The sequence below is a fragment of the Arsukibacterium sp. genome, from assembly GCF_033721375.1.
Classification (GTDB): Bacteria; Pseudomonadota; Gammaproteobacteria; order Enterobacterales; family Alteromonadaceae; genus Alishewanella.
The window spans coordinates 1-20,982 of sequence record NZ_JAWWAP010000012.1 but is presented as its reverse complement, the minus strand read 5'-3'; the positions used below and the strand labels follow the sequence as shown (position 1 = coordinate 20,982).

Sequence of the window (20,982 nt, the reverse complement as noted above, 5' to 3'; positions counted from 1 at the left end):
CCCGTTGTTTCAGGTTGCTAAAGAGGTTACTTGTCTATCTTACCGACAAAACGATAACCTTCACCATGGATGGTGCTGATTAACTCCGGGCTGTCGATATCAGATTCAAAATGTTTACGAATGCGACGGATTGTGACGTCTACTGTCCGATCATTCGGCCGCAGTTCACGACCAGTCATATGGCGGATTAGCTGTTCACGGGTGAAAATTTTACCCGGGGTGTCCAGCATTAAGCGTAGCGCGCGGTACTCGCCTTTTGGTAAGCGACGAGCCATACCCTTGGGTGAAGTCAGATTGCGGCTGTTTTCATCCAGGGTCCAGCCATTAAATTTAACAATACTTTTATGCTCTTCCACTACCGGTTGGGCAACGGTGCGGCCCAGCAGGTTACGGGCGCGGATGGTCAGTTCACGGGGATTGAATGGCTTGGTCAGATAGTCATCAGCACCAATTTCCAGGCCTAGGATCCTATCCACTTCACTGTCACGACCGGTTAAGAAGATTAAACCGATATTTTCTTTCTGACGCAGTTCACGAGCCAGGATCAGACCATTTTTACCAGGTAAGTTAATGTCCATGACAACCAGATTAACTGGATTTTGTTCCAGCTTTTGATACATCTCTTCGCCGTTAACTGCTTCGATGACATCATAGCCTTCACCCTGGAACAGATTAACCAGATTGAGTCTGGTAACTTCTTCATCTTCAACAATCAGAATCACAGGTGTTTGCATTAGAGTTAAACCTTATGTGTTTTTTGTGAACAGTATAGCTTACTAATTACTATAGTTGCTGTGGACATGTCAAATACTGGCGCAATTATAGCGGGCTGCCCAATTGTTAACAAGATTTTTGTTAACAATTGGTCTTAATGAATTAGCAGGTTCTTATTTTTAGATAAAAAAATTAATCAATACAGATAGATAAGTCTATACTGTATTTTTGTGACTGGTATTTATAACCGGGAAGTCAATCAGGATCTTCACGCCAAAACCCAGCGTGCTGTCAAAACTGATTTTACCATTTAACGCCTGAGTAACCAGATTATATACCAGGTGTAAGCCAAGACCACTGCCGCCTTCACCGCGTTTGGTGGTTACGAAGGGATCAAAAATCCGCTTCTTAATTGTCTCAGGCACCCCGCTGCCGTTATCGCTGTAACAGAGCTGGCAGCGGGTACCGCTTAAATTTACCGAAATATGTATTTCGCCCTGGTCCATGGCATCAAATGCATGGATCAGGCTGTTCATAACCAGATTAATCAGGATCTGATTTATCGGCCCGGGTTTGCTTTCAATCGTCAGTTCGGCCGGACATTCTACTATGACCTGATGGCGGGTCTTTTTCAGATTGGGGCGTAAAGAAAGTAGTACTTCATTGACAAGCTGAGCCATATTAAAACTGCGCTGACTATCACTGGACTGATCGACAGCAACTTGCTTAAAGCTGCTGATTAAACTTGCTGCACGCTCAAGATTACGATAAATAATACCGAGATTTTCTTTGCTTTCATTCAGAAAACGACCCAGCTGCGATGACGTGAGTTTTTTATCATTGAATGCCCGCTCGATGCCCGTCAGTTTATCTTGCAGTAAAGTGGAAGCGGTTACGCCCAGACCAATTGGTGTGTTTACTTCATGTGCCACCCCTGCCACCATTTGTCCCAGACTGGCCATCTTTTCAGTTTCAACTATCTGGTTCTGGTACTGATGCAAAGTGGCCAGGGTGTTAAGCAATTCCTGATTAGACGATTTCAGTGCTTCGGTCCGTTCGCTGACCTTCTGCTCCAAGCCCTGATAAAGTTCACGGATTTCAGTTTCGGTGTGTTGTTGCCTGATAATTTGCCGCTCGATTTTATCAAGCATGGCATTCAGTGCTTTACCAAAAACATTAAATTCTTCAATGCTGTTTTGCGGCGCGCGTAAGTGATAATCCTTTTCTTTTGCCACTTTTTGCACTAACTGTAATAACTGATTAATCGGTGTGGTAAATCGTTGCTCCAGCTTACGGGCGAGTAAGAAGGCCACAATTAATGCACATATGATGATGAATAAATCGATTAGAATCCGGTTCTGAATGTAAGTCTGCAATTCATGCTGACTTGCTCTGATAAAAACATAGCCAGCCAGCGTATCGTCCAGTCTGATTTCCTGGCTTAGTTCAATATAGTTATCACTTAGTTTTGGCTCTGTAAAAGAGGCCACCTTTTCAAGTTGTGCCGGGTAAGGGCCGACGCCGCGGGCATTATAAATTGAATACAGTACTAACTTATCTGAAGATTGCTGTAGCCGATAAATATGAATGTTGTGAAACATCGGAACTGCTTCGAATGAGCGTAGCCGGCTTTCTTCAATGTGAGCATAATCGTTAAAAATATTTTCCCGCTCGTCTATAAATCCAGCCTCTGACTGAATTATAGCTTTTTCAGCGGCAGCAAAGCTGGCCTGGGCGTTAAAGGCAATGATGCTGGCGTAGCTTTTAAGCTCATTAATCAAAGCGGTTCGTTGCTGTTTAATATCCTGCAAGGTAGAGGCGAGCATGGAAACGCAGATAGTCAGACTGCAAATTGTCATTACACCAATAAATAGCGCACTTCGGATGGTGGCGGTTTTTGAGCTGGTGTTGACTACTGCTTTCATGCATCGCTCACTTTTAGCTGACATTGCTGCAACTGTTCCAGATTAAGTATTGATGTTATGCAGTTAATGTTCATTTAGCAAACCTGTTTGGTGTTTTTATAATGCGCGGGTATAGTTAAGCTGGTTGCTATAAGTGAGTGTTACAGATGTCATTATGGGATACTTACAAAGACTGTGTCTTTATCTGCCGGCAACGCCTGGCGCGCCAACTGAATTTTGCCATTATCAGCGCGCAAAATCCGGCAGGTGAATTAAAAAGTTCTCATCTGAACTTATGTCTCGACAAACGATTCGAGGGGTTTCTGCAACAAGCCCGTCTTCCATTTCGTGCGGTAACAGGGGCATCAGCAGATTTGAGTTTTCAGGAAAAGAGCTGGATAGTGTTTTGTGATAAAGCTCAGGCGTTGCAACTGGGACATGATTTTCAGCAGAACGCTATTTACTGGGTAGAGCAAAACAAATTATATCTGGTACCAGTACTTTATCAGCATACCGAAGAATATCTTGGCTTATTTGACAGCAGAGTTATATTGCTGGCTGATTAACGTTGATGTTGCAATATTGCCAGGATCACCGGCAAGTCATCGCCAAACTGCACCTGGTACTGCCGCCTCAGCATATTCTGCTCAATTTTCTGTTGCTCATTGTCGGGTTGTTGCAGCAGCGGCTGAAAATCAGTAACGCAGATGCATAGCAACTGCGTTGTATTGTGCGACGGTAACTTATCGGCCCGATACAACTGATGCGGGCAGGCTTTAACCCGATTTTTATGCTGAATGCACTGCTCAGGAACGGCGGCCTGCACCGGAGACACTGCGGTAAACAGATAAGTAAGACCCAGTAAAACCAGCACTGTTGACCGCAATCTCATTAAATTACCTTTTAATTGCCTGATATATAACAAAACCATCAGCCTTCGCCAGTACCGCTACATTACCAAAAGTTTGCTCCAGCAGCGTCTGGTAAGCCAGATGCGAATTAGCCACCAGCGTCAGGCTGCCACCTGCTTTTAATCGTGCCTTACTCTGGCTGATAAATGCTTCGCTGATACTATAGTCGGTTTTAATGCCGGTATGAAACGGCGGATTACTGACAATGTGGTCAAAGCTGGCGGGTTGAGCCGGCAGTCCATCGGCTGTTATTACCGTACCTTGCAGGTTGTTGGCCCGCAATGTCTGAGTTGTAGCCTCTGTCGCCAGCGCACTGACATCGGAGCAGTAAAGATTAATGTCGCTGTTATTTTTCTTCAGAAAAGCGCCAATAACCCCACAGCCACAGCCAAAATCCAGTACTGAGCCTTTCGTGATATGTTGCAGATGGTTAAGCAGTAGGGCAGTACCGGTATCCAGCTTGCCATGATTAAACACCCCGGCAATCGAGCATACTTTTAACGTGGTTTGAGCAATGGTAACTTGCTGCTGACTGAAAACCGGCTTAGGTAACGCTGATAATGAGCCAGTCAGGCAGTACCACAAACAGTGTTTAGCATTATCCAGTTTATGCGCCTTGAGCCCAAGCTTGTCGGCATGGCTGCCAAGGCTTTTAATGCCACCTTTATTATCACCCACCAGATAGATCTGACTGCTGTCCTTTAAAGCCGGTGCAATGGCGGCAAGACTTAAACTGAGTTGCTCTTTGCTTTTTGGGTAATAAATAACGACGGTATCAAACTGTTGGTTAAATTCAGGTAAGGCGCTGAAATAGCACGTTGTATCTGCCAGTTGCCAATTTTCAGCGGTTGCCGCATTAGTGGTATAACAGCACAGGGTCGCATCAGTTGGCAGTTCTGGCAGCAGGCTGCGGGCCAGCTCATCAGCCGGGGGTTCTACAATTAGTATCTTGCCGGTTAAATCGGTAATATTACGCAGCAGCATCTGGCTGGTATTGGCTAGCATCAGCTTGTCCTTGTAAACATTAAATCCCAGACGCCATGGCCAAGCCGCTGGCCGCGCTGTTCAAATTTTGTCAGTGGCCGCTGTTCTGGCCGTTCTACATAATCGCCGCTGGCTGAGACATTTTCAAAGCCCGGCGCTGCCTGCATTACCTCTAACATATGCTCTGCATAGTTTTGCCAGTCTGTCGCCATATGAAATACACCGCCAATTTTTAGCTTCTTGCGTAGCAGCTGGACAAATTCCGGCTGGACAATCCGTCGTTTATGATGGCGTTTTTTATGCCATGGATCCGGGAAAAACAACTGAACAGTATCAAGGCTCTCGTCAGCGATGCTGTCATTTAATACTTCAACCGCATCATGTTCAAATAAGCGTAAGTTACTTAAGCCAGCTGCTGCTGCATCGCCCAGGCAGGCTCCAACGCCGGGTTTATGTACCTCAATGCCGATAAAATCTTTGTCAGGAGCGTTGCTGGCCATTTCAACCAGCGACTTTCCCATGCCAAAACCAATTTCCAGTACCACCGGTGCGCTGCGGCCAAACACCTGTTGCAGGTCCAGAGGGCTGTGCTGATAACTTAAACCAAATGCCGGCCAGTGGTTATCAAGGGCGTTTTGCTGGCCTTTAGTCAACCTGCCTTCGCGCAGCACAAAGGAGCGGATTTTGCGCATATAAGGCACACTTTCGCCTTGTTCTGTTGACGGTTGCTGTGGTTCAGGTTGGACTGGGGTGTTGCTCATTGTTGGCTCCGAAATCAAACTGCGGCGCACATTATGCGGATATTAGACGATAAGCTCAACCGACTTTGCGTTGGCTTTACGGCCCAAGCTGCTTATACTGCGCAGCAATTGGCAACATGGTGATATAACGACGGATATAAGTGGGGCAGGCTGTTGCAAAAAGATATTGCTAATTGGTTTTCAGATCAGCTGCTTAGCTGGTATCAGCTGCATGGCCGCAAAACCCTGCCCTGGCAGATAAATAAAAGCCCGTACAAAACCTGGCTCAGCGAAGTGATGCTGCAACAAACCCAGGTGGCTACTGTTATTCCCTATTTTGAACGTTTTACAGCGCGCTTTCCCGATGTAACCCGTTTAGCCGCAGCATCACAGGACGAAGTGCTGCATTTGTGGACCGGGCTCGGTTATTACGCCCGGGCCCGCAATTTACATAAAGCGGCGCAAATTATCGCTGCTGAGCATAACGGTGAGTTTCCGGTTGAATTTGAACAAGTGCTGGCATTGCCGGGCGTGGGGCGCTCAACAGCCGGTGCCATTTTATCATTAGCGCTGGGCCAGCATTACCCTATTTTAGACGGCAACTGCAAAAGGGTGCTCAGTCGGTTTGCCGCTGTTGCCGGCTGGCCAGGTAATAAAGCGGTTGAACAGCAGTTATGGCAGCTGGCAGAGCAGGTTACTCCCGCCGGAGCGGAAGTAACAGCCTTTAATCAGGCGATGATGGATTTGGGCGCGACACTTTGCAGTCGCAGTAAACCACGCTGCGCTGAATGTCCGCTCAAATTAAATTGCAAAGCTGCTCTTGCCGGTGAGCAGACAAGTTATCCCGGCAAAAAGTCCGCTAAAACCCTACCTGAAAAACACAGTTACTGGTTAATGCTGCAACATCAGCAGCAGGTCTTGCTGCAACAGCGGCCGGCAAGCGGGCTGTGGGGAGGCTTGTACGGTTTTATTGAATTTAGCAGTGAGCAGCTGCGCGCAGATTATATAGCGCTAAATCAGCTGCAGGTTACCTCAGGTCTTGACCTGCCAGCCTTTCGCCATACATTCAGCCATTTTCATTTATGGATAACCCCGCAACTGGTAAAGATTAAAACCAAACCTGCCAGTGTGCAGGAGCAAACTGACGCACAATGGTTTACAATAGCGCAACTACCGCAGGTGGGGTTATCAGCACCCGCTAAAATCCTGCTACAGCAAATGCAGGCGTTACAGCCCCCTGAATAAGGAGCAATTTTTATGAGCAGAACGGTTTTCTGTCAGTATTTACAAAAAGAAGCACCAGGCCTGGATTTCCAACTGTATCCGGGTGAACTTGGCAGTAAAATTTTTGACTCGATCAGCAAGGAAGCCTGGAGCAAGTGGCAGGCCAAGCAAATTATGCTGATTAACGAGAAAAAACTGAATATGATGAATCCTGAGCACCGGCAGTTTCTGGAGCAACAGATGGAAGCCTTTTTGTTTCAGGGCCAGGATATTGAAATCGAAGGCTATAAGCCGCCAGCCAGTTAATTATTGGGTTAAGCAAATCTATGGCGCGTCGTCTGCCACCATTAAATGCATTAAAAGCTTTTGAAACAGCGGCCAGGCACCTTAGTTTTACTAAGGCAGCGGAAGAAATGTATGTTACCCAGGCTGCTATCAGTCATCAGATTAAAGCGCTGGAAGATCATCTGGGTTTAAAGCTGTTTATGCGGAAAAACCGCTCACTGTTGCTGACCGAAGAAGGGCAAAGCTATTTTCTTGATATCAAAGAAATTTTTCTGCAATTACATGAAGCCACTGAAAAATTACTGGCCCGTGGCGCCAAGGGCTCTTTAACGGTAAGTTTGCAGCCAAGTTTTGCAATTCAGTGGCTGGTTCCCCGCTTAAATCAGTTCAGCGAGCAGCACCCGGATATTGACGTTCGGATTAAAGCCGTTGATTTAGACGAAGGTTCGCTGACCGACGATGTTGATGTTGCTATTTATTATGGCCGGGGCAACTGGCGAAATTTGCATGCGGACAAGCTACACACTGAATACCTGTTACCCGTGTGCTCGCCGTTACTGCTAAATAGCGGAAAACCGCTGAACGAGCCGACCGATCTGGCAAAGCATAATTTATTACACGATGGCTCGCGTCGTGCATGGAAGGCCTGGTTTACCAGTCAGGGCTTTAAACAGTTTAATGTCAATCAGGGGCCTATTTTCAGTCATTCTTCGATGGTGCTGCAGGCTGCTATTCATGGTCAGGGTGTGGCGCTGGCGCATAATGTGCTGGCCCGGCCTGATATTAATTCCGGCCGTTTAATCGTGCCGTTTAACCATGTGCTTATCAGTAAAGACGCCTATTATCTGGTCTGCCGGGAAAACCAGGCTGAGCTGGGTAAAATTACCGCATTCCGGCAATGGATGGTGGATATGGTAACAGCCGAGCAATTACTGTTCGCCGAACAACAATTTACTAATGCCGTTGCCATTGACTAGCGCCAAAGCCCGTTTAATTCTGGCGCATGGTGCCGGTGCGTCAGCCAGCAGCCCCTTTATGACTGAGCTGGCTGCTGCGCTGGCAGCGCACCATATTGACGTGCAGCGCTTTAATTTCCCTTATATGCAGCGCAGTATTGAACTGGGCGGCAGAAGGCCACCGGATAAAATGTCTGTATTACAGCAGTATTTTACTCAGCAGCTTGAGCAGACAGATGCCAGCTTGCCGCTGTTTATCGGCGGGAAATCGATGGGAGGCCGGGTTAGCAGTATGCTGAGCTTGTCTGAGGCATCCGGGGTTAACGCTATATTTGCTTTCGGTTATCCGTTTCATCCGCCTGGCAAAAGCCAGTGGCGGACCGCACATTTCAGCAGCCTGGCAGTGCCACTGCATATTTTACAGGGCGAGCGCGACCCTTTTGGCAAACGCGCTGAGCTCACTGATTTAAGCTGGCCAAAGGTTAATGTGCACTGGTTAACGGCGGCCGATCATGACTTTAAACCGACCAAGGCAAGTGGCCTGAAGCAACAGGATGTTATCTGTGCCGCGGCTGCTTATTGCAATAAGGTAATCGATGAAATACTTCTGGCAAATCAGTAACAGCCTGACCGCCTTATATGGCGCGGCTGCAGTAGGGCTGGCAGCCGCGCTGATGCACCTGTGGGCCGCTCTGGAGCACAAAGAATTTGGCCGCTTAATAAGTGCCATTAGTATGCTGGCATTTCATGCACTGGCGCTACTGACAGTGGGCCGTAATTCGGCCGCTGCAAAATTACAAAAGTTAGCGGTGCTATGCTGGCACATCGGGCTCTGGTTATTTTGCTGGACCTTATTTGCCGGGGTGCTGACATTACCCTTGTATTATTCTGCCCTGGCTCCGCTTGGCGGACAAATTTTGATTATTGGCTGGTTGTTGCTTGCACTAAGCGCCTGGCAAAAGGATGTTAAATGAAACAACTATTATTATACTGCCGGGCGGGTTTTGAAAAAGAATGCGCTGCAGAAATTCAGGACAAAGCAAGTAGCTTTGATGTGTTTGGTTTTTGCAAACTAACAGCAAATTCAGCTTACGTTATCTTTGAAGCTTATGATGCTGATGGTCTTGCCGAGTTTTATCGGGACTATCCATTTGAGCACTTTATTTTCATCCGGCAATGGTGTCTGCTGCAGGCTGAACTGCTTGAATTGCCGTCTGAAGATCGAATAGCACCGGTACTTGAAGCTCTTGTTGCTGCTGAATTAACCGGCTGTGGTGAGCTACGGGTTGAATATCCTGAAACAAACGATGGTAAAACCTTATCAACCCTGGCGCGTAAATTAACCGTACCTCTTCGTCAGTCTTTGCGCAAAGCCGGCGTATTATTGCAGAAAGAGCAAAAACGAGCGCCGGTTTTGCACGTCTTGTTACTTAGTGGTCAGCAAGGTTATGTCGGCTTGTCTTATCCGGAGAATAACAGCCCGCTGGAAAACGGTATTATGCGGTTGAAGTTCCCCAATGACGCGCCTAGCCGGAGCACCTTAAAACTGGAAGAAGCATTTCTGCAGTTCATTCCTAAGCCTGAATGGGATAAGCGTTTAGGCGGTGGACTAAATGCGGTTGATTTAGGCTCCAGCCCTGGTGGTTGGACCTATCAGTTGGTTAAACGCAGCATGATGGTAACTGCTATTGATAATGGCCCTATGGCTGAGTCGCTAATGCAAACTGGCCAGGTCAAGCATTTAACGGTTGATGGTTTTAAGTTTGAGCCGCAAAAGAAAAATGTCTACTGGGTTGTCTGCGATATGATTGAGCAGCCGCAGCGGGTTGCCGAGCGGATGGGAGATTGGCTGATTAACGGCTGGTGTCAGGAAGCTATATTTAACTTAAAACTGCCGATGAAAAAGCGCTACGAAACTGTAACCGGGATATTGGCGCAGCTGGAGCAGCGGCTGGTAGATGCGGATATTAAATTTCGCTTGCATGTTAAGCACCTGTACCATGACCGTGAAGAAGTCACGGTGCATGTGCAAAACCTGGTTTTGAAATTCTAAGCGTGTCCTTATTTTTTCATTTATTTGAGTTGCGCGCTGAATTATTCAGCGCTTATCTCAAGCTTCAGCCAAACCAGACGATGATCTGAGCTGGCCCCGCGGGTGCCAACCAACGGATAGTCGGCCTCATTTTTTGCCGGCCAGAACACGCCGCCATCTTGAATGTTAAAGCCGAAATCTGAAGCCAGCACATAATCTGCCCGCATCCGCCAGCCGGCGGTATGGTATCTGGCGTGGGCCAGTTCAGGGGTATTTTCGGCTGCTCCCAAACTTGCCGGCGTGAAGTTTTGCCCTATTCTGGGGTGGCTAACCAGCGCTTTGATTGCTGAGTTTATTGCATCACCGTCACCATCTGCAGAGGCATTTAAATCGCCTAGTAGCACAAAGCGGCGTTTTTCAGCCAGACCGCCAACATTACCACTATCGTCATAAATATAGCCGGCTTTGTCGGGATTCAGATAATCCAGCCAGAAGCGGATCTCATCGTGGTTGCGAATGCCGTTACGGTTTTCAGGACCATCAAAAACTGGTGGAGTAGGGTGGCTGGCCAGTATGTGTACTGTTTTGTTATCGACGGAAATGGGTACATCCCAGTGTGATTTAGATGACAATGGCATTTGCTGCCAGGCTTCCTTACTGTACCAGGGGCTGCCATCCTGTTTTATTGTTGGCATAAAGCCGGGCATATCACGCCATTTAAAGTGCTGGAATGTCCTGACATTTGCCGTATCAATCGGAAATTTAGATAAAACAACCATACCGTACTGGCCCGGGTAAAAACCAAAGCCCCAGGCATCAGCACCAACCCCTGTCGCTTTACCATCATTGTCCAGATCAAACGGACTGGGTTGGCCGGTGTTAACGGTTGAGTAGTAAAAGTACGGGTAATCTATCGGCTCGCTACCTTGCTGCGCCTGGTTAAGGTAGTTTTTAATAAAGGCCTGAACACCGCGTTCTGGCTGTTCTATATAATCAAACTCATTCAGCAGCACTACATCTGGCCGGATCCGCTGAATAATGGCTGCAATATTTTTTACCTGCAGGTTGTCGCTCTTTGCCAGAATGTTAGCCAACACCTGACTGTTACCCATTTCGCCCCTTGGCAGATAATTGCTGGATTCCATACTGACGTTAAAAGTAGCAACTTTTATCTCAGTAGTTTGTGCGGCCATAGACACTCCGGGGGTAAGCATTAATAAGCCAAAGTAAAAGTGTTTAAGCATAGTAAAAGTGAGTTTTATAAAAGGTTGTTCAGCATAACGGCGCGCTAATTAAAAAACCAGTAAAGCGCAGACATATAGCCGGTAATGATATTTTTTGAGCAATTTAAGGTGTGATTATTCGCAACTCTGACCAGCCATGTTACACTTGCGTGACAGGCGAGCTTTGACTAAAGAAGAACTTAAAAGTTCCCGGTTAAATTGTGATGTAACGAAAATGACATAAAGTGTCGTTACACTTAGCCCCAGCTTGAAAATAACATCTGTATTCAAACGGAATTAGAACACTACCATTAACAACCAGGTGAAAACGATATGAAAATTAAGAGTATAGCGCTTGCGGTAACACTTGCACTTGGAGCAAGTAATATCGCGCTGGCCCAGGAAACCTCATCAGCTGTGCGGGGTGTTGTTACTACAGAGGCTGGTTCTACTGTAGCAAACGCCACTGTTACTGTTACCGATCAACGTAACGGTACAACCAGAACAATTACTACCAATGAAACAGGTACTTTTTCTGCCCGCGGCTTACAGGTTGGCGGCCCATATGTTTTAACAGTAGTGGGGCCAACCGGCCGTACTCAGACTATAGATAATGTTTTTCTGACCTTAGGCGAAACTCAGAATCTGAATGTCGTTATCCAGCAGGCTGATGTTGAGCGTATTGCGGTCACCGGATCGGTAATCAGCAATGCCAACTACGGTAGTAAAAGTCCAGCCGCTAATTTCAGCTTAACTGATTTACAAACCATTCCTGCTATCAACCGTGATTTAACCGATATCGTTGCTGCTGATCCTCGTATTTATATCGATGCTGGTTTTTCCCGTGGTATTCAATGTAATGGTGCCAGCCCACGCTTTAACAGCCTAACGGTTGATGGCGTGAAAATGAATGATAACTTTGGTTTAAACAGCAATGGTTATCCTACCGAGCGTATGCCGTTTTCTTTCGATGCGCTGCAACAGGTGTCGGTTGAATTTGCACCATTTGATGTAAAATACGGCGGCTTTACTGCATGTAATATTAATGCGGTTACTAAGTCAGGCGGCAATGAATTTAAAGGATCAGTATTTTACGACTTTACCAATGAGTCTTTGCTTGGTGATAAACTGGAAGGTACTTCGCTGACCAATGATGATTTTGATGAGAAACGTTACGGGATTAATCTGGGCGGTGCCTTAATCAAAGATAAGCTGTTCGTATTTGCTGCTTACGAAATGTATGAAGGCGCCGATACCTTTACCCGTGGTCCACAAGATTCAAATGCAGGTAGTCCAGTCGCTGGTTTAAACCAGGCCGATTTAGATCGGATAGCGCAAATAGCATCGGATGTTTACGGTTATAATGTTGGTGCACCTATCGGTTCTTCACCGGTAGAAGACGAAAAACTGCTGGTGAAGCTTGACTGGTATATCAACGATGCGCACCGTGCAGCCCTAACCTATAACTACAACGATGGTGGCTCGGTTCGAGAGTCTGATAGTTTCGCATCTGGTTATGAATTTTCAGACCACTACTATAACCGTGGCGCTGAATTTGAATCTTATGTTGCCCAGGTTTTCTCAGACTGGACTGATGCGTTCTCAACTGAAATGCGGTTAGGTTATTCAGAACTGATTAACAGTCAGGTTAACATCGGCCCTGGTGGTTTAGGTGAAGTACAAATCTCAGTAAACAATGGCTCCCGGGCAACTGTATTTCTGGGTGTTGACGATTCGCGTCAGTCAAACAGACTTAACTATGACACTACCTTCCTGAAACTTGCTGGTACCTACTCGTTAGGTGACCATCTGATTTATGCTGGTTATGAGTTTGAAGAATATAATGTATTCAACATGTTCGTTCAGCATTCAATTGGTGAATATCGCTTTGATTCAATAAATGATTTTGAAGCAGGTGTGCCGGCTCGCATTTACTACGGTAGTGGCGCAGGCACCAACAATCCCGAAGATGCTGCGGCTAATTTTGGATATAGCAATCATACTTTGTATGCTCAGGACGAATATTATTTCTATGAGCACGATCTGACGGTAACCTTTGGTCTGCGTTACGATTGGTACAGCAGCAGCGATAAGCCACGGGTAAACGAAAACTTCGTTGACCGTTACGGTTTTGCCAACGATACCACTTTTGATGGCGAAGGTTTAATTCAGCCACGTTTGGGGATTAACTGGAATGTTAATGACCAGCTGGAGGTTCGTGGTGGTATTGGCTTATATTCAGGCGGTAACCCGAATGTTTGGTTAGCGAATGGCTATCAGAACGACGGTGTAACTCAGATCCAGATTGAAGACCGCTCTCGTCCAAACTTGTTTGAAATTCCGTTGTCTGGTTCAGGCCGTCCGTTGTATGACATTCCTCAGTCAATTTTTGACCAGGTTGCTAATGCCTCAGGTGACAGCGCGGTTAATGCTGTAGACCCGAACTTTAGTCTGCCGAAAGAATGGAAATACGCAGTTGGCGCTACTTATACCTTTGAAGAAGGTACAGTAGTAATGGCGGATATGATGTACACAGTGGCAAAAGACCAGTCTATTGTCCGTGACATTTCGCAAGTTCAGACAGGTACTTTATTTGACGGTCGCCCTATTTACTCAAGCGTTGATGGCAATCGTTCAGGTGACTTCCTGTTGACTAACGCCAGCTCTGACGCGAAGCAGTTCTCGTTCAGTACTTCTGCCAGTAAACGGTTTGATTACGGTCTGGACCTGACTTTAGCGTACGCCTATATTCAGTCTGAAGACTCAAACCCAATGACCAGTTCGGTGGCGTTCTCTAACTTCGCGAACTATGCCCGCAGTGATTTTAATGATCCGGGTACTGCTACATCTAACTATGAAACACCGCACCGCTTTACCTTCAGAGCAACTTACAACCATGATTTCTTTGAAGGTTATACCACGTCAGTGAGCCTTTTAGGTTCTCATAACAAAGGCCGGCCTTACAGCTACACCTTTGAAAATAACTTTGCCGGTGACGCTGCCTCAGGTCGTCAGCTGTTATATGTACCTACTGGTGTGAATGACCCGAACGTAGTATTTGGTGCCAATGATGATGGTGAAGCATTTGACACTGATGCGTTCTTTGCCTTTGTTAATAACAGTGGTTTAAGTAAGTACGCTGGTGGTATTGCAGAGCGTAACGAGTTTTACAGTGACTGGTGGACTAAGTTTGACCTGCGGATATCTCAGGAGTTACCTGGCTTTATGCAAGGTCACAAAGCGAAAGCCTTCTTTGTTATCGATAACCTGACTAATCTGTTAAACGATGACTGGGGTGTATTATACGAAGCCAGTTTCCCGCAAACTGCAGCTGTAGTTGATGCTGACATTAATGCCCAGGGCCAGTATGTGTTTAATGAGTTTACAAATCGTAATCCACAAGGCCGTGTTGCTACACCGTCTCTGTGGCGGATGACTGTAGGTATCGAATACAAGTTCTGATAACCAATTCTGCTGAAAATCGAATGCCCGCTTAATGCGGGCATTTTTTTTAGCTGTTTTTATTTCTATCTGCTGCATTATTAGCGATAATCGCCAGCTGTTTTCCGCAAAGTAGGCGTTGTTGTGGCTAAAAATACTATTATTGCTATTGCCGGTGCTTCAGCATCGGGTAAAAGTTTGTTTGCATCAACGGTATACCAGGAATTGGTAGCAGAACTTGGTGGTGAGCGAATTGCAATTCTGTCGGAAGATGCTTACTACCGGGATCAAAGCCATCTGTCTTTTGATCAGCGGGTGCTGACTAATTATGATCATCCTTCAGCATTTGAACATGCTTTGCTGGTTGAGCATTTACAGCATCTACGGGCTGGTCAGAGTATTGAAATGCCACAATACAGCTATAAATTGCATACCCGGCTGGACGAAACCATTAAAGTACAAGCCGCTAAAGTGATTTTGGTAGAAGGCATTTTGCTGCTTAATGATGAAAAACTACGTCAGCAGTTTGATATCAGTGTGTTTATGGATACGCCACTGGATATTTGTTTGTTACGCCGAATTAAACGGGATCTTGAAGATCGCGGCAGAAGTCTGGCATCTGTTACCGAGCAATACGAAACAACAGTACGACCGGCATTTTTCGAGTTTATTGCACCGTCTAAACAATTTGCCGATTTGGTAGTAACCCGTGGCGGTAAAAACCAGATCGCTATTGATATTATAAAAGCAAAAATTCGCCAGTTACTGGCAGAATAATAATAATCAGGGAATAACGTATGATGGGATTAGTGGGCATATTTGCCTTATTGCTGGTAGCAATTGCGGCTTCAGCGCATCGCAGCCGGATAAACTGGCGTACTGTTGGTGGCGCTTTTGCAATTCAACTGGCCATTGGTGCTTTCGTGCTATATGTGCCGTTTGGTCAGGATGTGCTTTACAGCATATCGCAGGTAGTGGCCAATGTTATTGGTTATGCCAATGCCGGTATTCAGTTTTTATTTGGTGATTTAGGCAATTTTTCTCAGGGCTTTATTTTTGCCATCCATGTATTAACCATTATTATCTTTTTCTCATCATTAATTGCAGTGCTTTACCATATCGGTTTAATGAGTTGGGTTATCCGGCTGATCGGCGGTGGCTTGCAAAAACTGCTTGGTACCAGCCGGCCGGAATCTATGTCGGCAGCCGCTAATATTTTTGTTGGTCAGACTGAAGCGCCCCTGGTGGTAAAGCCCTTTATCCCAACGATGACCCGCTCAGAGTTATTCGCTGTTATGGTCGGCGGTCTGGCGTCAGTAGCCGGGTCAGTGCTGGCTGGCTATGCCGGCTTAGGGATTGAGCTGAAATATCTGATTGCCGCCAGCTTTATGGCCGCTCCGGGTGGCTTTTTAATGGCAAAGATAATATTGCCGGAAACTGAGCAACCCAAGAATGAGCTAACTGAAATAAGCACTGAAAAGCCGCACACTAATGTTATTGATGCCGCTGCCGCCGGCGCTTCCAGTGGTATGCAACTGGCGCTGAATGTCGGTGCAATGTTATTGGCATTTGTTGGTTTAATTGCCTTGGTTAACGGCATTGTTGGCGGTGTTGGCGGCTGGTTTGGTATTGAGAATTTGACCCTGCAGCTTATTTTTGGCTATGTGTTTCAGCCACTGGCTTTTATTCTGGGCGTTTCCTGGGAAGAAGCCCGGTTGGCGGGCAGCTTTATTGGCCAGAAACTGGTCATTAACGAGTTTGTCGCATACCTCGACTTTGTGCAGGTGAAAGATCAGTTAAGCGCTCATACTCAGGTAATAGTGACTATTGCTTTGTGTGGTTTCGCAAACTTCTCGTCAATTGCTATTTTATTAGGCGGTCTGGGCGGAATGGCTCCGGGTCGCCGGGCCGATATTGCTGAACTGGGTTTAAAAGCCCTGCTTGCTGCAACATTGGCCAATTTGATGAGTGCTGCAATTGCAGGACTCTTTTTTTCCTTAGGCTAACAAACAGGTCTTTTATATGACAAAGCAAGTTCCAACGTTAGATATAAGACGGTTTGCCACCGACAAAGATAACTTTGTTGCCGAAATTGGCAAAGCCTACACTGAGTTTGGATTCTGCGGCATTAGCGGCCATGGAATTTCAGATGACGTGGTAGCAAATACTTACAGCGCAATTAAACAGTTTTTTGCCTTACCCAATGAGGTTAAAGCAAAATATCACAAGCCAGGACAGGGCGGTGCCCGGGGGTATACCGGCTTTGGTGTTGAAAAAGCCAAAGACTCTAACCACCCTGATTTAAAAGAGTTCTGGCACGTTGGCCGCGAACTGGAAGGGCCTGCGCCACATCCGTGTTTATATCCGAATGTCTGGCCGGTTGAAGTGCCGGGGTTTAAGGATGCGACGTATACGTTATTTACTGAACTGGAACAGTTGGGTAACCGGGTGCTGGAAGCGTTAGCGTTGTTTTTAGGCCAGGATCAGCATTACTTTGCCGATAAAGTGAATTACGGCAACTCGATATTGCGGCCTATTCATTATCCGCCAATTAAGGATACCTCTACAGAGTCAATTCGTGCTGGTCGGCATGAAGATATTAATCTGATCACGTTGTTGGTTGGCTCTAATGAAGCAGGCCTGGAAATTTTGCGCCGTGACGGTAGCTGGTTACCGGTAACTACTATTGAAGGCACCATAGTGGTTAATATTGGCGATATGTTGCAGCGGCTGACTAACCATGTGTTGCCATCTACAACCCACCGGGTTGTTAATCCTGCTGGTGTGGCAGCGGGCGAACCACGCTACTCTATTCCGTTTTTTATGCACCCGAATCCGGATTTTGTGATTGAAACACTGGATACGTGTATCAGCAAGGACCGGCCTAACCTTTACCCGGAACCAATTAACTCCAACGACTATTTAATGCAGCGGTTGGAAGAAATTGGCTTACTGAAAAAAGCCAAGTAATAAGCAGTTTGCTCAGCAAATAAGCGAACGAGTAAAAACGAGCAGAATAGTTGAATTCAATAGTTGACTAGTTTTTTTGAATCGCTATACTGCTCGCCATGTTAAGCACCTGCTTCGAAAGTAAAGTGTAAAACATACGCAGATGTGGTGGAATTGGTAGACACGCAAGCTTCAGGTGTTTGTGCCCACAAGGCGTGAGAGTTCGAGTCTCTCCATCTGCACCAAATTAACCGGCCTTGGCCGGTTTTTTTGTTTTTATCATCCCTGATAAATCCTGCTACGCAGGCCAGCTGGAGCTGTCTAAAACTGTTCCAGCCAGTTTTATGTGCCTGCAATCCGTGCAGGCATCCCTCTGGGACCAGCCTTAGGCTGTCCACAAAACGGCAGGATAGCCGTTTTGCACAGCTCTGCTGCCGTAGGCGAGTATTAGGGATGATGCGAGTGAAAAACGTTCCTGCGCTTTTGTGTTTTTATCATCCCTGAATTTATCTTTTTAGCTCGATGCGGCGGATAAAGTCTTCTACCAGAATATCGTATAGTTTGTTGCCCAGGTGCAGGTCTTCTACGCCATCATCAATATTCGGGTTGTCATTTACTTCTATCACATACACCTTATCACCATCCTGTTTTACATCTACCCCATATAAGCTATCACCAATAGGGGCACAGGCGCGGATAGCCGCATCCAGCACATGCACCGGTACTTCATTGACTGCGCAGGTACTAAAGCCGCCACTTTCTGTTTTTGCTTTGCCATGTTTATAAATTTGCCAGTGATTGCGGGCCATAAAGTATTTGCAGGCAAAAATAGCCTGGCCGTTTAACACGCCAATCCGCCAGTCATACTCAGTAAAAGTATAGCGTTGTGCAAGGATAATGGCGCTTTGTTCAAACAGGGTTGCCAGGGTAGAACGCAGTTCAGTCAGGGTTTTTACCTTGATAACCCCCCGTGAAAAACTACCATCCGGTATTTTCAGCACAAGTGGCAAGCCGAGGCTATCAGCTGCTCGCTCCAGATTATCTTCATCCTGTTTAAATAACATCAGGCCATCTGGCATTGGCACTTTATGTTGTTCAAATAAGGTGTGCAGATACACTTTATTGCCGCAGCGCAAAATAGAGCTGGGATCATCTACTACGGCCAGCCCTTCGCGTTCAGCTTTTTGCGCCATATGAAAAGTATGATGATTTACCGCAGTTGTTTCCCGGATAAACAACCCATCAAACTCTGCCAGCCGGTGAATATCCTTCGAGGTGATTTGCTCGACATCCATTGCTGCCTTTTTTGCAGCCCGGACAAACAGTTCCAGTGACTTAGGTGTGCAGGGCGGAAACTTCTCTTTCGGATCAACTAACACAGCTAAGTCATACTTAAATTTGCGGTTAGCGGGTTCCAGCCGCCATATCTTATGGCTGTATTTTTCCAGAATATTACCAAACAGGCTTTGCTCGGTTTCGGTGAGTTTGTTGACACTGCCAATTTTCAGGGTTTTAACCTGCCAGCGGGTTTTCTTTTGCAGCTCAACTCTGAGGATGGGTACCGGAAAAGCCTCAAACAAATAAGAGGCTACCTTTCTTAATGCTTTATGCTCTGTTTCCCCAAAGTAGATATTAAATGTCAGCTGGCTTGCAGTTTCTTCGGCCAGATCTTTATTTAGTTGTTGTAGCAGCGCCACGGGCACTTCATCAGCAATATCGGCAATTTCGTGGCGGTTAAATTTATTAAAAGCCCGTACCGATGGCATAACATTATGGCCGCGCGCTTCAGCGAGCAAAGAACAATAGTAGCCACTGCCCAGATAATGCGATTGGCGGCACAGGTTGATGACCCGTACCCGCTGTTTCTGTTTTGCGGACCACTTCAGATAAGCGGGTAAACTCATTACGCCGTCATACTGATGAAATGGTGCCCAGTCCTGAGCTTTATCTACTATTATTATCAGTTTCGCCATGTTGCCTCCTGTTAGCGGGTTTAGCCTGACTTATTATGGCATTGAATGACAGCAAATTATTTTTCAGCATAGCATCAGAATTTCTTACTGGCATTTCAATTGGATAACTGTTGTGATGCATTTAAGATGCTATTAAGAATGATGTTTAGGGTAAAATTTTATGGTTAAGTCAGAGCAGGACCACGATATCAGATTGCGACCAGCCATGCTGGCTGATGTTCCTGCTTTACAGTTTATTGAGCACCGCTGCTTTGATTCAGACAGATTAAGTATTCGTAGTTTTCGACGGTTCATTACTGAAAAACGTAGCGACCTGCTTGTGCTTGAAGTTGGTGACACGTTGGCAGGATATTTTTTATTGATTTACCGGCGGGGCACGAGCCTTGCGCGATTGTATTCAATTGCCGTGGATCCCGCATTCAGGCAGCGGGGGTTTGCCGGGAAGCTGATGGCTGAAGCTGAGGTTCAGGCAGCTAACAGGTATTGTGCATTACTGCGATTAGAAGTACGCAAAGATAATGAGGCGGCAATAAAACTTTATAAGAAATTACAGTACCATGAGTTTGCGATAAAACATGACTTTTATGAAGATCACTCAGATGCAATCTGTATGCAGAAGCAAGTGATACAGTTTAAGCGTGACTCGGTAACCCGTCAGGTTCCCTATATCGCGCAAACAACACCGTTCACGTGTGGGCCAGCCAGTTTATTAATGGCTTTCAATTATTTTGAACCAGGCTCATTTAATCCTTATCAGCATGAAATCGAGCTATGGAGGGAGGCCACCACCATATTTATGACCAGTGGCCACGGCGGTTGTGGTCCAAGAGGATTAGCATTAGCGGCGCATCGTAGAGGGTTTTCTGCAGAAATCTATCTGAATAATGATGGTTTACTGTTTGGTGACAGTGTGAGAAGTGAGGCTAAAAAAGCGGTTCTGCAGCGGGTACATGACGCTTTCAGGCAACAAACTGAGCAGCAAGGTGTCACAGTTCATCATGCTGAACTTACGGTAAGTGCAATTAAACGGTATCTGCAACAAGATAAATTGATCATTGCTCTTATCAGTACCTGGCAATTTGATAAGAGCAAAGCACCGCACTGGGTAGTGGTGTGCGCTGCCGATGATAATTTTATCTATATTAATGATCCTGATACGGCTGACATTCCCTGGTTGTCGACAGCGGAGAGGCAATATATTCCAATCGAATATAAAGTGTTTAGCAAAGCTTTCAGCTATGGCAAAAAGCGACTTAAGGCAGCTGTTATTATCGGAGCGCAGCAAAAGTAAGCGGGTTCTGTAGATATTTTGGTTAAACCGTCTGCTTTTTGTGCGAACGAATCATTGCCGCAGGTTTTTATTGATTTACTGCTTGCAGCTCTGCTAAAACGCCCTATAATGCGCGCCATGCCAAGGGGTGCTGCGCTAAGCAGGCTTCAGGTGAGATAAACCGGATTGCAAAAATCTTTCGAAAAGACCCTTGACAGTCAGGTTTAAATCACTAAAATGGCGCCCTCGCTTCAAGGTGGCAACGAAAGCCCTGAAAAGCGGGATTAGTAACAAAGGGTCAAATGTGACAAGCTGTTTGGTAAAAAAGACAACTTATCACGCTTGACTTAAAATCTGGGAAGTGTAACATACGCCT

At 46.2% G+C, this 20,982-nt stretch carries 19 protein-coding genes and 1 tRNA gene; 13 read left to right on the top strand and 7 right to left on the bottom strand.

The genetic code is table 11. The features are described 5' to 3' along the window. Positions 1-26 precede the first annotated feature (26 nt). The gene (arcA, locus tag R3187_RS17185; protein ID WP_019676687.1) at positions 27-734 is read right to left on the bottom strand and encodes a two-component system response regulator ArcA; all 708 of its coding nucleotides are present in this window, start codon (positions 732-734) and stop codon (positions 27-29) included. A gap of 195 nt (positions 735-929) precedes the next feature. Further along, positions 930-2,639 carry an ATP-binding protein gene (locus R3187_RS17180; protein ID WP_318968292.1) on the bottom strand — a complete coding sequence of 570 codons (1,710 nt, stop codon included), beginning with the start codon at positions 2,637-2,639 and terminating at the stop codon, positions 930-932. A 146-nt stretch (positions 2,640-2,785) separates the two neighbouring features. Here R3187_RS17180 and R3187_RS17175 point away from each other — a divergent pair, with 146 nt between their 5' ends. After that, positions 2,786-3,184, top strand: a complete 399-nt coding sequence (locus R3187_RS17175; RefSeq protein ID WP_318968291.1) for a DUF3293 domain-containing protein — start codon at positions 2,786-2,788, stop codon at positions 3,182-3,184. Here the strand turns inward: R3187_RS17175 and R3187_RS17170 are convergent. The 3 genes from R3187_RS17170 to trmB are packed head-to-tail and all read right to left on the bottom strand — an operon-like array spanning position 3,181 to position 5,274. After that, on the bottom strand, positions 3,181-3,510 hold the full coding sequence (locus R3187_RS17170) for a hypothetical protein (protein WP_318968290.1): 330 nt from the start codon (positions 3,508-3,510) through the stop codon (positions 3,181-3,183). The two genes, R3187_RS17175 and R3187_RS17170, sit on opposite strands and share 4 nt — an antisense overlap. A gap of 4 nt (positions 3,511-3,514) precedes the next feature. Continuing rightward, positions 3,515-4,534: a class I SAM-dependent methyltransferase gene (locus R3187_RS17165; RefSeq protein WP_318968289.1), complete on the bottom strand. Its 1,020-nt coding sequence runs from the start codon at positions 4,532-4,534 to the stop codon at positions 3,515-3,517. Next, a complete protein-coding gene (gene trmB / locus R3187_RS17160) occupies positions 4,534-5,274 on the bottom strand; it encodes a tRNA (guanosine(46)-N7)-methyltransferase TrmB (protein WP_413229041.1) in 741 nt (246 codons plus the stop codon). Before trmB ends, R3187_RS17165 begins: the two co-directional genes overlap by 1 nt. A 153-nt stretch (positions 5,275-5,427) precedes the next feature. Here trmB and mutY point away from each other — a divergent pair, with 153 nt between their 5' ends. The 6 genes from mutY to rlmM are packed head-to-tail and all read left to right on the top strand — an operon-like array spanning position 5,428 to position 9,771. Next, entirely contained in the window at positions 5,428-6,498 is a 1,071-nt protein-coding gene (gene mutY / locus R3187_RS17155) for an A/G-specific adenine glycosylase (RefSeq protein WP_413229040.1), read from the top strand. Between the two features lie 12 nt (positions 6,499-6,510). Continuing rightward, positions 6,511-6,783 carry an oxidative damage protection protein gene (locus R3187_RS17150; protein ID WP_217669277.1) on the top strand — a complete coding sequence of 91 codons (273 nt, stop codon included), beginning with the start codon at positions 6,511-6,513 and terminating at the stop codon, positions 6,781-6,783. A gap of 20 nt (positions 6,784-6,803) precedes the next feature. Continuing rightward, positions 6,804-7,739: a transcriptional regulator GcvA gene (locus R3187_RS17145; protein WP_318968288.1), complete on the top strand. Its 936-nt coding sequence runs from the start codon at positions 6,804-6,806 to the stop codon at positions 7,737-7,739. Continuing rightward, entirely contained in the window at positions 7,732-8,340 is a 609-nt protein-coding gene (locus R3187_RS17140; protein WP_318968287.1) for an alpha/beta family hydrolase, read from the top strand. The genes R3187_RS17145 and R3187_RS17140 overlap by 8 nt, the downstream gene beginning before the upstream one ends. Beyond that, positions 8,315-8,692, top strand: a complete 378-nt coding sequence (locus tag R3187_RS17135; RefSeq protein ID WP_318968286.1) for a DUF423 domain-containing protein — start codon at positions 8,315-8,317, stop codon at positions 8,690-8,692. The genes R3187_RS17140 and R3187_RS17135 overlap by 26 nt, the downstream gene beginning before the upstream one ends. Beyond that, positions 8,689-9,771, top strand: a complete 1,083-nt coding sequence (gene rlmM / locus R3187_RS17130; protein WP_318968285.1) for a 23S rRNA (cytidine(2498)-2'-O)-methyltransferase RlmM — start codon at positions 8,689-8,691, stop codon at positions 9,769-9,771. Before R3187_RS17135 ends, rlmM begins: the two co-directional genes overlap by 4 nt. 41 nt (positions 9,772-9,812) lie before the next feature. Here rlmM and R3187_RS17125 read toward each other — a convergent pair whose 3' ends face one another. Further along, a complete protein-coding gene (locus tag R3187_RS17125) occupies positions 9,813-10,943 on the bottom strand; it encodes an endonuclease/exonuclease/phosphatase family protein (RefSeq protein ID WP_318968284.1) in 1,131 nt (376 codons plus the stop codon). Between the two features lie 363 nt (positions 10,944-11,306). Here R3187_RS17125 and R3187_RS17120 point away from each other — a divergent pair, with 363 nt between their 5' ends. The 5 genes from R3187_RS17120 (at position 11,307) to R3187_RS17100 (ending at position 17,608) form a co-directional block, all read left to right on the top strand. Then, the gene (locus R3187_RS17120; protein WP_318968283.1) at positions 11,307-14,435 is read left to right on the top strand and encodes a TonB-dependent receptor; all 3,129 of its coding nucleotides are present in this window, start codon (positions 11,307-11,309) and stop codon (positions 14,433-14,435) included. Between the two features lie 123 nt (positions 14,436-14,558). Next, on the top strand, positions 14,559-15,191 hold the full coding sequence (udk, locus tag R3187_RS17115; RefSeq protein WP_318968282.1) for a uridine kinase: 633 nt from the start codon (positions 14,559-14,561) through the stop codon (positions 15,189-15,191). Positions 15,192-15,211: 20 nt separating this feature from the next. Next, positions 15,212-16,420, top strand: coding sequence for a NupC/NupG family nucleoside CNT transporter (locus R3187_RS17110; RefSeq protein WP_318968281.1), 1,209 nt, complete (start codon positions 15,212-15,214; stop codon positions 16,418-16,420). A gap of 16 nt (positions 16,421-16,436) precedes the next feature. Continuing rightward, complete coding sequence (locus R3187_RS17105; protein ID WP_318968280.1) at positions 16,437-17,384, top strand: isopenicillin N synthase family dioxygenase; 948 nt, start codon at positions 16,437-16,439, stop codon at positions 17,382-17,384. Positions 17,385-17,522: 138 nt separating this feature from the next. Then, positions 17,523-17,608 (top strand) — tRNA-Leu (locus R3187_RS17100). Positions 17,609-17,869: 261 nt separating this feature from the next. Here R3187_RS17100 and R3187_RS17095 read toward each other — a convergent pair. Next, positions 17,870-19,336, bottom strand: a complete 1,467-nt coding sequence (locus R3187_RS17095) for a RimK family protein (RefSeq protein ID WP_318968279.1) — start codon at positions 19,334-19,336, stop codon at positions 17,870-17,872. A gap of 205 nt (positions 19,337-19,541) precedes the next feature. On the opposite strand from R3187_RS17095, the gene R3187_RS17090 reads away from it, so the two are divergent. Beyond that, positions 19,542-20,627, top strand: a complete 1,086-nt coding sequence (locus tag R3187_RS17090) for a GNAT family N-acetyltransferase/peptidase C39 family protein (protein WP_318968278.1) — start codon at positions 19,542-19,544, stop codon at positions 20,625-20,627. The last annotated feature ends 355 nt before the right edge of the window (positions 20,628-20,982 follow it).